Source organism: Sodalis sp. RH24 (assembly GCF_047324145.1).
Taxonomy (GTDB): domain Bacteria; phylum Pseudomonadota; class Gammaproteobacteria; order Enterobacterales; family Enterobacteriaceae; genus Acerihabitans.
In genome coordinates this window covers 3,795,093-3,810,593 of sequence record NZ_CP178729.1, presented here as the reverse complement: position 1 = coordinate 3,810,593, position 15,501 = coordinate 3,795,093, and the positions used below count along the sequence as shown (strand labels likewise).

Genomic DNA, 15,501 nt, shown 5'->3' with positions numbered 1-15,501 from the left:
TGATCTGGCTCATTTAAGCGGTGGGCTTTTGTCGCTGAAAAGAGTAATAATGGTTACAACGATAATCATTCAAATTTATTGCAAATGGGATGGTGTAAAATGATTGCTGCTTTTAACCGTATGCTGGATAAACCGGATTTAGGAAGATTAGTGCTGCGCGTCGCTTTTGGCGGCATGATGATGCTTCATGGCATCCATAAAGCGATCTATGGTATTGACGGTATCGTCGGCATGGTGGAGCGGCACGGCATGCCGGCGTTTGTTGCCTACGGTGTGTTTCTCGGCGAGATAGTGGTGCCGGTGCTGTTTATCCTCGGCATCCTGGTACGCCCCGCCGCGCTGGTATTTTGTTTTACCATGCTCTTTGCCTGGCTGATTACCAATCCGGGCATGATATTGACCCTGGACAAAGTGGGCGGCTGGGGTTTTGAGGTTATCGCCGTTTACCTGTTCGCCGGCATCGCCATAGCGCTGTTGGGCTGCGGCCGGTATAGCGTGATGAGCAATCCTAACCTGCGTTAAACGCCCGCCCCCGCCGGCTTGGATGGCCGGCAAGGCATGGCGCCGTGCGGGAAATACCCCGCCATCCCGGCCCGGGGACGGCGGCTGCGGGCGATATGCCGTTTTTCATTGAAGTCTTTCTATCAGCGTGAATTGCTCGAATACCAGCAGCATCTTCGGTGAAAAGCCGCCCTCGCGCTGAAAAAAATCCCGATGCGCCGCCCGCCAGTAGTCCAGGCTCTTATCTCCCTCGCCTTCCAGGGCGGCCATGTCGGCGGTCACGTCGCAATAACGCACCAACCGTTGCGCCACGGTGCGGATGACGCAGGCGGGATTGTCGGCGCCGTCCAGTATCACATGATAACCGCCGACAGCCGGGGCCCCGTCCTGCCGGAAAGCGGTATAAGAACAGCAGGACGCGGTTTTTTCGCCGCGCAGGACCAGGGCCAGCAGAGTATCGGCCATCTCGGCGCTGTCGCCAAAAGCCCAGAATTGGGCGCCGGGATAACGGTCCGCAAGAACAATCCGCATGATAACCCCATCCTTTCAATAAATTACCTGGAAAAAATCTAAACGATCCATTAACAGAAAAGCCGTATTGAGTAAAGTAAATGGCATTGCCACGCCGCCATGCTAGGGTTCACGACATCGCCAAATCCGGCTGAAGCAACAGCAAGCATTCCCCCTATAAATATAAAATAGTAACGCGGTATCCCGAGGTGACATCATGAACAAGACGCCCCGCCTCGCCGGGCAATGGCATTGCCTGGCCAAAAGCGTGACCTGCGGCCTGTTACTGCTGGCGGGATCGGCCAGCGCGTTAACCTTGCAACGCGATGACATGATCTTTACCGTCGACCCGTCCACGCTTGCCATCCGTATCGGCAATATGCCAGTAAATCAGCCGCAGGCGCCGCAGAAAGTCACTGCATTGAGCCACGGCCCCACCCAGGCCAGCTGGTACTGGCCGCAGCGGGCAATGAACGTCGCCCTGCGGCTGGGGGATAACGAGTTATATCTTGATTTCACGACCGCCAAGCCGCAGCGCTTTATCTGGTTTTCCCTGCCCGAGCCGGTGAAAACACTGCTGTTGCCGCTGGCCGAAGGCAGCCGGGTGTCACTTAGGGATCCGCACTGGCAACAGTATCTGTTGGGCGAGATGTCATCGCTCAATACCAATATGGATTTAAAACTGCCGTTATGGAGCCAGTTGCAGGGCGGCCAGGTCGTCAGTTGGCTCTTACTCACGCCGATGCATAATGAGGTGGCATTTTCCGGCGCAGAAACCGCGGTGAAGATGGTCGCCGCGCATGAATTCAATCGATTTAATCAACATCAGCCTTTGCAGGTCCTGCTTTATGCGGGGCGTTCAGAGCTTTCCGGCGCCTTGCGCTATCGGCAATATCTGCAGCAAACCGGTCAGTTCACACCATTACAGGATAAAATCCGCCTGGCGCCGGAGGGCGAAAAACTGATCGGGGCCACCCATGTTTATCTATGGGGCAACGGCCCGCTCGATGTGTCCGATGTTATTGACTGGCCCGGACTGGCGCTGTATCTGCAATCGCCAGGGGGATTATCCCTGTGGGATAAAATCGATAAAGAGGGCAGGCAAACCCTTGAGACCGTTAAAACCCGGATTCCGCAGCCATGGCAGCAAGCCTCGCTGACCGCCGCGCTGAATGCAGCCTTAATCGACAGCGTTCCTGTTAACGCCACGCCCGATGATCCTGATTTCCTGCCGGCGCAGCAGGCACAGGCCAACGCCATACGCCGGCTTGCCGAACAGCGCCTGGGCCCCTTTCTTGCCCCTGCCGCAGCCTGGGGCCAGGGGTTAAGCACGCCATTGATAACCGCATTGCATCAGGCGGGGCTGCCGCGGTTATGGCTGGCAACTGAAAAGTGGACCGCTAATTTTATGGCGGCGCGGGCGGTGGCGCTGGCAAAAAAATCAGGCTATCTGATCGCCACCTATGATTCATACGATACGGCTATCCCGCGCGGCGTTAATGACAGCTGGTTAAGCGCGCAGATACCCGCGGCGCTGCGCGAAAACTGCGCCATCGTGGAAGCGCATGGCGGCAAAAAGCCCGGTTTTGGCCAAAAAGGGTATTATCTTAACCCCAGCTGTATGCTGTCCTTTTCGCAGCGAAGAATAAGCGAACTGATGCATCTGGGGAATCTGAACAGCCTGTTCCTGGATGTCGACGGCACCGGCATGGCCGCGGATGACTATCATCCGGTCCACCCGAGCGGCGCGCAGCACACCATTGCCGCCCGCAATGCCCGCATGGCCTGGTTTAATACCACCTTTAAACTGCCCTTGGGATCAGAGGACGGCAACGCGGCCAATGCCGGTCAGCTGATGTTTGCGCATGGCACCCAGACCTGGGGATTTGGCTGGGGCCGCAAGGATATGTATCAGGATCGCCGTTCCCCCTGGTATCTCGGCGCCTGGTGGCCGGATGCCCAGCCGGCATTCTTTTTTGCCCCGGCAAAGGTGAAGGAGCCTTATCGCAGCGTTGTATTCGACCCGCGCAATCGTATCCCGCTTTATCAGGCCGTTTTTCACGATGCCCTTATCAGCAGCCATCACTGGCACACCGACAACCTCAAGTTAAGCGAGGTGAAAACGACCCGGACCTTGCTTAGCGGGCTGTATAACACGGCACCGATGTATCATCTTAATCGCGCCACGCTCGCCGCCAGACTACCGGAAATACTCAAAACGGATGCTGTCTTCCGCCCGCTGCATACCGCACTGTGGAATCAAGCGCTGACGGGTTTCCGCTGGCTGGACGACGCCGGCTGGGTGCAGCAAACCACGTTTAGCGACGGGTCGGTGATTGTCGCCAACTTCAGCCAAAGCGCCTTTGCGGATATTCCCGCCCAAGGCCTGCGCGCAACCCTGGCCGACGGCCGGATACTGGATTTTAAAGGATAGCGTCATGCGTAACGCCTAAGGAAGCCGGTTCCTTCCCGCGGCATCACCACCGGGGCCGGACACTATGCCGCGCGCGTTTAACCATGGCTGATAGCCGGGGGGCGCCCGCATTACCTTCACATATGTAAGGAATGCGATAAGGGCGGTAAATCATTGTCAGTAGGGCATTTTTTTAAGATATTTCCTGATGTCGTCCCGTCTGATCTCGCTGATAGTGTGCTTACTGGCTTGGCGAAGCAGTCGCTTAATTGAGGGTGACAAAAAATGAAAAAATCTACGCTGCTAATGGTAATCACATTAATTTCAGCAAGCGCCTGCCTCCCGACAGCGTCATACGCCGACGGTCCCGGCGGACACGACGGCCAGGATTGGCAGCCCCGCAACGGGGGCGGCGACCATCACGGTAATGGCGGCCCGGGCGGACAAGGCGGCCATGACAACCGGGGCGGCCATGATAACCGGGGCCATGGCGACCGGGGCGGCCCGCGCGGCCGTGAACGCGACCATTTCGCCTGGAACGGCCATGATTTCAGGCGCGGACATCCGGTACCGCGCTATTACCGCGAACATTACCGCGTTGATGACTGGCGTAGCCGTGGCCTGTACGAGCCGCCCAGAGGCGAGCAATGGGCCTATATCGACGGTAATTATGTACTGATGGCGGTGGCGACCGGAGTGATAACGTCCATTATCGTCGGTAGCATGCTGCATAACTAACGCCTTTTCCTGCCGATGGGTTAACGCCCATCGGCAGGCTTTACCTGGTTTTCCCCCTCGTTTTCCCCCGCCCTGGCGCTATCCAGGCATAAAAAAGCCCGCAGGTCGCAGGCAATGCTTTTCCCTTTTTATCCCCAAGGCGGTTTATACTAGCGCCCATGATATGCTGTGCCCTGTAGCGCGCCCCGTACCTGTCTTGCCGTTAGGGCCGTAAATCTTCAGCACCGCAACGACGCACAGTAGTCACTTTCGGTAACGCACTGATTATACTGTAAATAACAACATCATCTGAAAGCGCAAAACACTATGTTAAGTTATCGCCACAGTTTTCATGCCGGTAATCACGCCGATGTGCTGAAACACACCGTCCAGAGTCTGATCCTGACGGCCATGAAGGAAAAAGAAAAACCTTTCCTTTATCTTGATACCCATGCGGGCGCCGGGCGCTATTTGCTCAGCAGCGAGCGCGCCGAACGCACCGGGGAATACCTGGATGGCATCGGCAAGATCTGGCAGCGGGACGATTGTCCGGCGCTGCTGGACCCCTACCTGACGGTAATCCGTCATTATAACCGCAGCGGTACCCTGCGTTATTACCCCGGCTCGCCGCTGATTGCGCGCCAGATGCTGCGCGCGCAGGACAAGCTGCACCTGACGGAACTGCATACCAGCGATTATCCGCTGCTGCGCAATGAGTTCCAGAAAGACGCGCGCGCCGAAGTATTGCGCGCCGACGGTTATGCCCAGTTAAAATCCCAACTGCCGCCGCAGAGCCGGCGCGGGATGATCCTGATGGACCCGTCCTATGAGCTGAAATCCGATTATCCCGACGTGGTGTCCGGCATTGAGGAGGGCTACAAGCGTTTTGCCACCGGCATTTACGCCCTGTGGTATCCGGTGGTGCTGCGCCAGCATGTGAAAAAAATCCTGGCATCGCTTGAGAAAACCGGCATCCGCCGCATCCTGCAAATCGAACTGGCGGTCAGGCCGGACAGCGACCAGCGCGGCATGACCGGCTCGGGCATGATTGTGATCAATCCGCCGTGGATGCTGGAGCAACAGATGACCGAGCTGTTGCCCTGGCTGCACCAGGCGCTGGTGCCCACCGGACACGGCCATACGCTGGTGCGCTGGGTGGTTCCGGAATAACCGCGGGCGAATCCGGCGTCGGCCAACGCCGACAGATCGGGCAACGCCGGGCCTACGCCCGGGCCGGCGCATCGCCACGGCGCCCCGCTCTCCGCCTATCGGAGGGATTGATGCAAACTTTGCGACAAATGCGTTTTGCGCGTTAAACTTGTGCCCATCAAAAGACCAAAAGGGAATCCTGATGACCAGACATTACGACTATCTTGCTATTGGCGGCGGCAGCGGCGGTATCGCCTCGATTAACCGTGCCGCATCGTACGGCCGGAAGTGCGCGCTGATCGAGGCCAAATATCTTGGCGGCACCTGCGTCAATGTCGGTTGCGTCCCGAAAAAAATCATGTGGCACGCGGCGCAAATCGCCGAAGCGATCAAGCTCTACGGTCCGGATTATGGTTTCGACACCACCATTAACCATTTTGACTGGCAGACCCTGGTCAAGAGCCGCAGCGCCTATATCGACCGCATCCATCAGTCCTACGAACGGGTGCTGGGCAATAACAACGTCGATGTTATCGAGGGTTTCGCCACCTTTGTTGACGCGCATACCGTAGCAGTCAACGGCGAACACATCACCGCCGATCATATTCTGATCGCGACCGGCGGACGCCCCAGCCATATCGATATCCCCGGCGCCGAATACGGTATCGATTCCGACGGTTTTTTCGCGCTGGACGCCATGCCGCAGCGCGTGGCGGTGGTCGGCGCCGGTTATATCGCGGTGGAGCTTGCCGGGGTGGTGAATGCGCTGGGCGCGCAGACCCATTTGTTTGTGCGTAAGCACGCGCCGCTGCGCACCTTCGATCCGCTGGTGGTGGATACGCTGGTGGAAATCATGCAGGCGGAAGGCCCGAACCTGCATACCGGCTCAATTCCCGAAACCATTGTGAAAAACCAGGACGGCAGCCTGACGCTGACGCTGGAAAACGGCCAGGTATTTACCGTCGACGCGCTGATTTGGGCCATCGGGCGCGAGCCGTCCACTGATAACCTCAACCTGGCCGCGGCCGGGGTGGAAACCGACAGCAACGGCTATATCCGGGTGGATAAATACCAGAATACCAATGTCCAGGGCATCTACGCCGTCGGCGACAATACCGGCGCGGTGGAACTGACCCCGGTGGCGGTGGCCGCGGGTCGCCGCCTGTCGGAACGCTTGTTTAACGGCAAGCCGGAAGAACATCTGGATTACAATCTCATCCCAACCGTCGTGTTCAGCCATCCGCCCATCGGCACCATCGGCCTGACCGAGCCGGAAGCGATCGCCAAATACGGTGAAAAACAGATCAAGATATACAAAACAGCGTTTACCTCCATGTACACCGCCGTGACAAGCCATCGCCAGCCATGCAGGATGAAGCTGGTGTGCCTGGGGCCGGAGGAAAAAATTATCGGCCTGCACGGCATCGGCCTGGGCATGGATGAGATCCTTCAGGGCTTTGCCGTGGCCATGAAGATGGGCGCCACCAAGCGTGATTTTGATAATACCGTGGCGATTCATCCCACCGCGGCGGAAGAATTGGTCACCATGCGATAAGGCTATACCCCATCGTCCCATCCCGGTAAAAATCCGGAAAATGCGTTCACTGGCGATAGATCCCCTGATCTACCGCCAGTGTCATTTTCCGGCACCGCCATGGAAACGCCCGAACGCGCGGGCGCACACCAGCGCCATTAACAGCGCGCCCAGGCCGGCGGCGCCCGCGTCCGCCATAGCGCGTAGAGTGAAAGATCCCACCTGGTAAATCAAAAAATAGGCCAGCGCCACATTGAATGCCCCCCACAACACATTAACGGTTGCCGATGACAGCCCCTGGCCCGGCGGCGTGGCAAAGGGACTTTGGAAAGACCGCCCCATCATTCCGCTGACCAAATGTGGAATCGCGTTGGCGACAACGGCTCCGCCCAAGAAATACGACAGGTAGTGATACCACGGCATGCGGGGATCCTCCAATGGCCATATCAGTGTGTTGCCCGCCGCTTGCCGCGCAGCGGCCGATGGCTTCGCCCGGCGGCGCGGGTTGACGGCGCCAGGTGCGCGGCGCCAGGAATGAGATTTGCACTTAACAGTCAAACTTGCAAGTTTATCTTGCAAGTTTGACTGGCAACATTCATGCTTTCCCTATCATTTACCCATTATGGTGACCAGGTCATGTCAGCCAATACCCCGGAGCAAGACGTTTTCGATTTTATGCAGGCGATAGGGATGCTTATCCGGCGTACCCGCAATGAATCCGGGGCGGGAGAACTTTCAATGACCGAGTCTGTCGTCATGTCGCGGCTGGCTAACGACGGCCCCGCCACCACGGCGGCGCTGGCGCGTGCCGAAAGGATGAAGCCGCAGTCTATGGGCGCGACCATTGCCGCGCTTGAAGACATGGGCATCGTCAGGCGTACGCCGCATGCCACCGACGGCCGCCAGGTGCTTATCGAGCTGACGGCGCGCGGGGTTGAGCTACGCAAGAAAAACCGCGAGGCGAAACGGCTGTGGTTATCGCAGGCGATCGCGGAACTTGACGTGGAAGAACGCGCCATGCTTTTCAAGGCCGGCGGGATCATCAAACGACTGGCCGAAAAATGAACCCGGGAACGAAGCGCGGCAACGCGCCCGGCGAAATCGGCTCATCCGTGTGGAAAGTGGCCGTCGTCGTCTTGATCGGGTCGTTTATGACGCAGCTCGATTCGACCGTGGTCAACGTTTCACTCCCGGCCATCAGCCATACGCTCGGCTCATCGATTGCGACGGCGCAGTGGATCGTCAGCGGCTATCTGCTGGCGATGACCCTGATGCTGCCGCTCAACGGCTGGCTCGTGGATCGCATCGGCGCAAAGCGGCTTTATCTTATCTGTTTCGCGGTATTTATCCTGGCGTCCGTTCTGTGCGGCGCGTCGCAAACGATGGGCGGATTGATCGCCGCCCGGGTGTTCCAGGGTCTGGTGGGCGGCGTGCTGGCGCCCATGACGCAGATGATGATTGCGCGCGCGGCGGGGAAAAACATGGCGCGGGTGATGGGCTACGCCACGCTGCCTATCCTGCTCGCACCCATTCTCGGCCCGGTGGTGGCCGGGACGATCCTGACGCAGGCCACCTGGTCCTGGTTGTTCTACCTTAACGTACCGGTGGGGGTGGCAGGTGTCGCACTGGCGGCGTTACTGCTGCCGGGCGATGCCGTCACCTTGCCATCGCGGCCGTTCGATCTTCCCGGTTTCGCGCTGATTTCCCCCGGCCTCGTGGCGTTGATTTACGGGCTGCAAAATGCGGCGCACGCCGGGGGACGATGGCTGCTGCTTGCGGCCGTCGTGGTCCTGGCCGGGTTCGTCCGCTATTCCTGGCGCAAGGGGGATTCAGCGCTGATCGACGTACGGATTTTCTCGCACCGGACCTTCTCTGTCGCCGCGATCACACAATTTTTCGCCAGCGGCATCATGTACGGCCGGCAGCTGATCGTCCCGCTGTACCTGATAGCCGGCTGTGGGTTATCCGCCGCGCACGCGGGCTGGCTTATCGCCGCGACGGGGATCGGCATGATGTGCTCGTTTGCGTTGCTGGGGGCGTTGACCGACAGGTACGGTTGCCGCGCGGTCTCGGCGGGCGGCGCGTTGCTGGCGTTCCTGAGCACCCTGGCGTTCCTGTGGATGGCAAGCCATCTGTTCTCCCCCGCCTGGGCCATGGCAAGCCTGTTTCTCGCCGGCGTGGGCCAGGGAACCATCAGCATACCGTCCATATCGGCCGCGTATGCGTCGCTACCGAAAGCGAGGCTTGCCGTGGCGAACACCGCGCTGAATATCGCACAACGGATCGGCGGGCCGGTGGCGACCACGCTCCTGGCCATGGCCGTCTCGTTAACCCCGCCACACCCCGCCCATGCCCAGCCGCGGCAATTCTTGCTGGCCTTTGCGCTGCTTTCGGGCCTGCACCTGTTGGCGTTCGTGGCGGCGATGTTCCTGCCGTTGCGCATATCGCGCGCAGCCTGAGCCAGAAACACCGGCGCGGCAACCGGCTCAGCCCTCGCCGGAGGAGTCGGGCCTGTCCCCGCGTTGCGCGGCCGCCGCCATTTTGTCCTGCCGCCAGTTAAGCAGCGGCGAAACCGAGATGCCGTGCACGATAACGCTTGCCACAATCAGCGTAAACGCCATATTGGCCATGCGCTCGGCATCAGGGCCGGACAGGCCGTGGATATAGGCCCAGGTAATATAGTTGATGCTGCCGATGCCGCGGATACCCAGCCAGCCGATCAAGACCCGGTGCAGGCGCGGCGTGCCGCTGCCGATGGTCGCCGCATACACTGCGAGCGGGCGAACCAGCAAAAATACGATCGCCGCCAGCACCAGTCCCATGGGATCCCAATGCAGCGCCAGGGTGACGCCCAACACGATAACGATACCGGCGGCAAACAACCGTTCCATGGTATCGCCAAAGGAGAGCGCGTCGCTGACCACCAGGCCGACGGAGCGCAGCGGCCCCGACGCACCGGACTCATGGCGCTGGTTGGGATTGACCAGGGATTCCGCCGTGCCGCCGCGCGCGTCCTCCGGCAAATGGTCCGGCGAATGCCGGGAAAAGATGCCCAGCTCGGTGCGCCTGAGCCCGACGCCGGCGGCAAACGTGGCTAAAAAGCCCGACGCGTCCAGGCTTTGCGCCGCGGCGTAGCTTAATGCCACCAGCGCCAGGGCCAGGAAATCATTGGGCGCGGTGTCGTTCCGGGTACTTTTCAGGTGCGTGGCCAGATGGCCAATCAGCCGGCCCATGCCAAAACCGATGCCCAGCCCGCCCAGCAGCGCCCAGGCGACATCGCGCAGCGCCCAGTGGCCCAGCATGCCGAACGACAGCGGCTCATGGGTGGTCAGCAGCAGCATGGCCAACATCAAAATCGGCAGCGCCGTGCCGTCGTTCATGCCCGCTTCGCTGGACAGGGAGACCCGCAGGCTATCGTCGTCGCGGGCGTCGTTAACCGAAATCAGGCTGGCCAGCACCGGATCGGTCGGCGCCACTATCGCGCCGAAGGCCAGGGATAGCGGCCAGGAGAATCCGGTCAGCCAGTGGGCGGCCAGCGTCACGCCGCCGACCGTCAGGATCATCGCCGGGAAAGCCAGGCGCAGTCCCATGCGCCAGCCCGGGTCCTGGAACGGCAATCGCAGCTTGAGGCCGGTAATAAACAGCGAGGCGGCCATGGCAATTTCGGTGACATGCGCGATTAACATCGCGTGGGCGGCCACATCCACCCGCAGCAGGTTCAGCACCCAGGGACCGCAGACGATGCCCGCCAACAGATATACGCCGAATGAGGTGACGGGCCCGCGATGGATCCAGCCGGACGCCAGCGACATGACTAATAACAAGCCGCCCACGGCCGCTGTCCATCCCGTAAAACCCATGCGTTCCCCTGATAATGTCGTTATTCCCCTCTAAGTATGATCTATTTTTTTTATTCGCTCTGATTATGTGTGGACGGACTATCGGCACCCCGGCACGGCATATCGCGTCACGCGGGAAAACCGAACCGCCTTACGATGCCGCGCCTTTGCCACTGCGTGCCCCCGCCCTTGCGTATCGCGCGGCAACTGGCTACTGTTCTTTCTGATTGTCGGCACTTCACCGGAGCATATTGTGATGTCTTTAACGTCCCTGGCGCGCCTGCGCGATATTCCCGCCGGCGAGTGGGATGCCCTGGTCCCGGCCGGACAACCCTTTCTGCGCCACGCCTTTTTGTCGTCTCTTGAGGACAGCGGCAGCCTTGATCCGCGTTCGGGCTGGCAAGCCGACCATCTGTTATGGGTGGAGGACGGCCGTACCCTTGCCGCCATGCCCGGCTACCGGAAACACCACTCCTATGGCGAATATGTTTTCGATCAGGGCTGGGCGGAAGCCTGCGAACGCGCCGGTATTCAGTATTATCCCAAATGGCTGGGCGCCGTGCCCTTCAGTCCGGTAACCGGCGCCAGGCTGCTCGGCGACCCGGCGGCGGGCGCCCGGCTGCTGGCGGCGCTGCCGGGGCATCTGGCCCGCCACGGCCTCTCGGGCGCGCATATCAACTTTACCGATTCCCGCGCCAACGGTCTGCTGGCGGCCGAGCCGGACTGGCTCAGGCGCCTGGGTTGCCAGTATCATTGGTTTAATCGCGGCTACCGGGATTTCCAGGATTTTCTTGATGCCCTGACCTCGCGCAAACGCAAGCAAATGCGCAAGGAACGCGGGCAGGTCCTGGCGCAGGGCATTGAGTTCGCCTGGCTTGCGGGCGGGCAGGTGAGCGAGGCGCAGTGGGACTTTATTTACGCCTGCTACGCCAATACCTATGAGGTGCGCGGCCGCACGCCCTACCTGGCACGGGACTTTTTTAGCCTGCTGGCCGCACGGATGCCCGACGCCGTCCGGGTGGTGCTGGCCAGCCAACGGGGCCGCCCGGTGGCCATGGCCTTCAGCCTGGTGGACGGCGATACGTTTTACGGGCGCTATTGGGGCTGCCTGGCGGAATTCGATCGGCTGCATTTCGAAACCTGTTTTTACCAGGGCATTGATTATGCCATTGCCCATGGGCTGGCGCGTTTTGACGCCGGCGCCCAGGGCGAGCATAAGCTTATCCGCGGTTTCGAGCCGGTGCTGACCGACTCATGGCACTACCTGCGTCACCCCGGCCTGCGCGAGGCGGTGGCCGATTTCCTGACGCAAGAACAACAGGCCGTGCGCGCCTGGGCGCAGGACGCCAGGCAGTCGCTACCCTACCGCCAGGACTGAGCAAAACGTGGCGATAACCGGCACCGACCAAGCGCCATGCCGCCGCCCTGATTACTCCGCCCCGACAAATCCGCCGGTCTGGTATTGCCATAACCGGGCATACAACCCCTGGCGGGCCAGCAGTTCGTTATGGCTGCCGACCTCGGCGATGCGCCCATTATCCAGCACCACCAGCCGATCCATCTTGATAATGGTCGACAGCCGGTGGGCGATGGCAATGACCGTCTTGCCGCGCATCAGCAGCTCCAGGCTTTCCTGGATGGCCGCCTCCACCTCCGAATCCAGCGCCGAGGTCGCCTCGTCCATAATCAGGATCGGCGCGTCCTTCAGCAATACCCGGGCGATGGCGATACGCTGGCGCTGCCCGCCGGAGAGCTTCACGCCGCGCTCGCCGACATGGGCATCCAGGCCGGTACGGCCCTGCGGGTCGGACAGCAGCGGGATAAACTCGTCGGCGCGGGCGCGGCGAATGGCATCCCACAGTTGCTCGTCGCTGGCACCGGGTTTGCCATACAGCAGGTTATCGCGGATAGAACGGTGCAGCAGGGAGGTATCCTGGGTGATCATGCCGATCTGCGCCCGCAGGCTTTCCTGGCTGACGTGGGCGATATCCTGCCCGTCGATAAGAATCCGGCCGCCGTCCAGGTCGTACAGGCGCAGCAGCAGGTTCACCAGCGTCGACTTGCCGGCTCCGGAGGGGCCGATCAGACCGATTTTTTCGCCGGGTTGGATAAACAGATCCAACCCGTTTATCACCGGCCGCTCCCGGCCGTAGTTAAAATCAACATGATCAAACCGAATGGCGCCGCGGTCGACCACCAGCCGCTGCGCCCGCGGCCGGTCGGTGACGCTGACCGGTTGGGCGATGGTTTCCAGGCCGTCCTGCACCATGCCGATATTTTCAAAAATGCCGTTAACCACCCACATGATCCAGCCCGACATATTGACGATGCGGATCACCAGGCCGGTGGCCAGCGCAATGGCGCCCACGCTTAACAGCGACTGGGTCCATAACCACAGCGCCAGCCCGGTGGTGCCGACGATCAGCAGGCCGTTGAGCGTGGTGATCACCACGTCCATACTGGTGACCACACGGCTTGCCAGCTGGGTTTTATACGTCTGCTCGCTGATAGCCTCGCGGGCATACTGCTGCTCCAGCGCCGTATGCGCGAACAGTTTCAGGGTGGTGATATTGGTATAGCCGTCGACAATACAGCCCATCAGCTTGGAACGCGCCTCTGAAGACGCCACCGAGCGGGCTTTGACCCTGGGCACGAAATAATACAGGCAGACCAGGTAGCCGAAAATCCAGGCCACCAGGGGGATCACCAGACGCCAATCCGCCTCGGCAAACAGCACCAGCGTGGTGATGGCGTAAATCAGCACATGCCACAGGGCGTCCACCGCCTGCACCAGCGAGTCGCGCAGTGAATTGCCGGTTTGCATAATGCGCTGGGCGATGCGGCCGGCAAAATCATTCTGGAAAAAATTCAGGCTCTGGCGCAGCACGTAGTTATGATTTTGCCAGCGGATCAGGCTGGTCATACCCGGGCTGATGGTCTGGTGCACCAGCAGGTCGTGCAGGCCGATGAACACCGGACGCAGCAACAGGATCACCACCGTCATCCACAGCAGTTCGCCGCCGTGCTCGCTGAAAAAACGCGTGCCGGGCGTGCCGTTGACCAGGTCGATAATCCGGCTCAGGTAGCTGAACATCGCCACCTCGATAAGCGCGCCGACCAAACCCACCACCAGCAGCGCGGCAAAGCTCGGCCAGACCTGGCGCAGATAATACCAATAGAAAGGCCATACCCGGCCGGGTGGCGCCTTCGTCGGCGCTTCCTGGAAAACGTCGATAAATTTTTCGAAACGGCGGTACAGCATCACAATCCTCTCATCTCGTTTAAGCTGGGCGTACCCGGGATAAAGAAGAGTAGTGCATTTTGCGCCGGATTTTTGACTCAATTCACCGCTCATTAAGCCACAGTATCTTATGGCGGCGAGGAAACGCGGCGGGGCTCATGACGTAAAAAACGGCGCGCTCCCCGGCGCCCGCCGTCAGGTTGCCGCCGGCAGGCGTTATGCAGAGCGCGCCGTTCCACTGCTTCTCTTATTGATGCCGCCGCGTGAACGGGCGGATGTTATCGGCGCAATCCCGACGGCCTTGTCCCTTGGCGCGCGGGATCACTCAACCGCGTCGCGAATCAGCGGACAGGTCATGCAATGACCGCCGCCGCGTCCGCGGCCCAGCTCGCTGCCCACGATTTCAATGACCTCCACCCCTTCTTTACGCAGCCGGGTATTGGTTTTGGTATTGCGATCATAGGCCATGACCTTGCCGGGAGACAGCGCCACCATGTTATTGCCGCTGTCCCACTGCTGGCGTTCGGTATCGTAATCATTGCCCTCGGTTTCGACCACGCGCAGCGTATCCAGGTTTAACGCCGCGGCCACCGCCTCGACAAAGGAGCCCGGGTCGCGGCTGAGCTTCATGCCGGTCGGGCCGTCGTCCGGACGCAGGGAAAACGTTTTGATTTGATTGACGATGGCCGGATACAGCGTCACCACATCCCGATCGCAGAAGGTGAATACCGTATCCAGATGCATCGCCGCGCGCAGTTTCGGCATGGCGGCAATCATTACCCGTTCCACCCCGGACTGTTTTTTAGCGAACAGCGACGCCGCCAGTTGGGTAATGGCCTGGTGCGAGGTACGTTCGCTCATGCCGATGAGCACCGTTTTATTGCCGATAGGCATCACATCGCCGCCTTCCAGGGTGGCGGTGCCGTGGTGAACCGTCGGATCGCCATACCAGACATCGAAATGGGCATGGGCAAAATCCGGATGGAATTTATAGATAGCCGCCATCAGCAATGTTTCCTCATGGCGGGCCGGCCAGTAAAGCGGGTTAAGCGTGACGCCGCCGTAGATCCAGCAGGTCGTGTCGCGGGTATACAGGGTATTGGGCAACGGCGGCAGCAGGTACTCGGTAATGCCCACCGCTTCACGGATCAGCGTCAGTTCCTCATGATCGGCATATCCCTGCGCGGCCAGTTCGGTGGTGGAGAGGCCGCCTATCAGCACTTCGGCCAGGATCCGCGGCGGCAGGCCATCGAGGAAACTGCGGGTTTCGCTTAATATCCCAAGCGTTACCTCATCGGGCACGATTTGCTGATCCAGCAGCCAGCTCCTGGCCAAAGGATTTTCCAGGGTCGTCGCCAGCAGGTTATGCATTTCCACCACCTCGACGCCCTGCTCGCGCATTTTGGTCATAAAGTCGAAATGATCGCGTTTGGCGCGCTCCACCCACAGCACGTCGTCAAATAACAGTTCATCACAGTTACTGGGCGTCAGGCGATTATGCGCCCTCCCCGGCGCGCACACCAAGACCTTGCGCAGTCGTCCCACTTCCGAATAAACGCCATACTCCGCAGGTTTTTGCTTCTCTGTCATATCAGCT

At 60.2% G+C, this 15,501-nt stretch carries 13 protein-coding genes; 8 read left to right on the top strand and 5 right to left on the bottom strand.

What is annotated here, in order from left to right; all coding sequences use genetic code 11:
• Positions 1–99: 99 nt before the first annotated feature.
• Positions 100–522 (top strand): DoxX family protein, encoded by a 423-nt coding sequence (locus tag ACL2XG_RS17240; protein ID WP_410013049.1) that lies wholly within the window; start codon positions 100–102, stop codon positions 520–522.
• Positions 523–627: 105 nt separating this feature from the next.
• On the opposite strand, the gene ACL2XG_RS17235 is transcribed toward ACL2XG_RS17240, so the two are convergent.
• A complete protein-coding gene (locus tag ACL2XG_RS17235; protein ID WP_413721661.1) occupies positions 628–1,032 on the bottom strand; it encodes an ASCH domain-containing protein in 405 nt (134 codons plus the stop codon).
• A gap of 196 nt (positions 1,033–1,228) precedes the next feature.
• On the opposite strand from ACL2XG_RS17235, the gene ACL2XG_RS17230 reads away from it, so the two are divergent.
• From ACL2XG_RS17230 to gorA, 4 genes are all read left to right on the top strand, one after another.
• On the top strand, positions 1,229–3,445 hold the full coding sequence (locus tag ACL2XG_RS17230; RefSeq protein WP_413721662.1) for a glycoside hydrolase: 2,217 nt from the start codon (positions 1,229–1,231) through the stop codon (positions 3,443–3,445).
• Positions 3,446–3,709: 264 nt separating this feature from the next.
• Entirely contained in the window at positions 3,710–4,162 is a 453-nt protein-coding gene (locus ACL2XG_RS17225) for an RcnB family protein (protein WP_410013046.1), read from the top strand.
• A 306-nt stretch (positions 4,163–4,468) separates the two neighbouring features.
• A complete protein-coding gene (locus ACL2XG_RS17220; RefSeq protein ID WP_410013045.1) occupies positions 4,469–5,311 on the top strand; it encodes a 23S rRNA (adenine(2030)-N(6))-methyltransferase RlmJ in 843 nt (280 codons plus the stop codon).
• A 181-nt stretch (positions 5,312–5,492) separates the two neighbouring features.
• The gene (gene gorA / locus ACL2XG_RS17215) at positions 5,493–6,845 is read left to right on the top strand and encodes a glutathione-disulfide reductase (protein ID WP_413721663.1); all 1,353 of its coding nucleotides are present in this window, start codon (positions 5,493–5,495) and stop codon (positions 6,843–6,845) included.
• 81 nt (positions 6,846–6,926) lie between these two features.
• On the opposite strand, the gene ACL2XG_RS17210 is transcribed toward gorA, so the two are convergent.
• Positions 6,927–7,247: a hypothetical protein gene (locus ACL2XG_RS17210; RefSeq protein ID WP_410013043.1), complete on the bottom strand. Its 321-nt coding sequence runs from the start codon at positions 7,245–7,247 to the stop codon at positions 6,927–6,929.
• A 213-nt stretch (positions 7,248–7,460) separates the two neighbouring features.
• On the opposite strand from ACL2XG_RS17210, the gene ACL2XG_RS17205 reads away from it, so the two are divergent.
• Together ACL2XG_RS17205 and ACL2XG_RS17200 are read left to right on the top strand one after the other, a co-directional pair.
• Positions 7,461–7,889, top strand: coding sequence for a MarR family winged helix-turn-helix transcriptional regulator (locus ACL2XG_RS17205; protein WP_410013042.1), 429 nt, complete (start codon positions 7,461–7,463; stop codon positions 7,887–7,889).
• Positions 7,886–9,283, top strand: coding sequence for a DHA2 family efflux MFS transporter permease subunit (locus tag ACL2XG_RS17200; RefSeq protein ID WP_413721664.1), 1,398 nt, complete (start codon positions 7,886–7,888; stop codon positions 9,281–9,283). The genes ACL2XG_RS17205 and ACL2XG_RS17200 overlap by 4 nt, the downstream gene beginning before the upstream one ends.
• A 27-nt stretch (positions 9,284–9,310) precedes the next feature.
• Here ACL2XG_RS17200 and ACL2XG_RS17195 read toward each other — a convergent pair whose 3' ends face one another.
• Complete coding sequence (locus ACL2XG_RS17195) at positions 9,311–10,684, bottom strand: cation:proton antiporter (RefSeq protein ID WP_413721665.1); 1,374 nt, start codon at positions 10,682–10,684, stop codon at positions 9,311–9,313.
• A 235-nt stretch (positions 10,685–10,919) separates the two neighbouring features.
• Here ACL2XG_RS17195 and ACL2XG_RS17190 point away from each other — a divergent pair, with 235 nt between their 5' ends.
• Positions 10,920–12,041, top strand: a complete 1,122-nt coding sequence (locus tag ACL2XG_RS17190) for a GNAT family N-acetyltransferase (RefSeq protein WP_410016692.1) — start codon at positions 10,920–10,922, stop codon at positions 12,039–12,041.
• Positions 12,042–12,092: 51 nt separating this feature from the next.
• On the opposite strand, the gene ACL2XG_RS17185 is transcribed toward ACL2XG_RS17190, so the two are convergent.
• Together ACL2XG_RS17185 and ACL2XG_RS17180 are read right to left on the bottom strand one after the other, a co-directional pair.
• Entirely contained in the window at positions 12,093–13,925 is a 1,833-nt protein-coding gene (locus ACL2XG_RS17185) for an ABC transporter ATP-binding protein (protein WP_410016691.1), read from the bottom strand.
• A gap of 300 nt (positions 13,926–14,225) precedes the next feature.
• On the bottom strand, positions 14,226–15,494 hold the full coding sequence (locus ACL2XG_RS17180; RefSeq protein ID WP_410013039.1) for an arginine deiminase: 1,269 nt from the start codon (positions 15,492–15,494) through the stop codon (positions 14,226–14,228).
• Between the last annotated feature and the right edge of the window lie 7 nt (positions 15,495–15,501).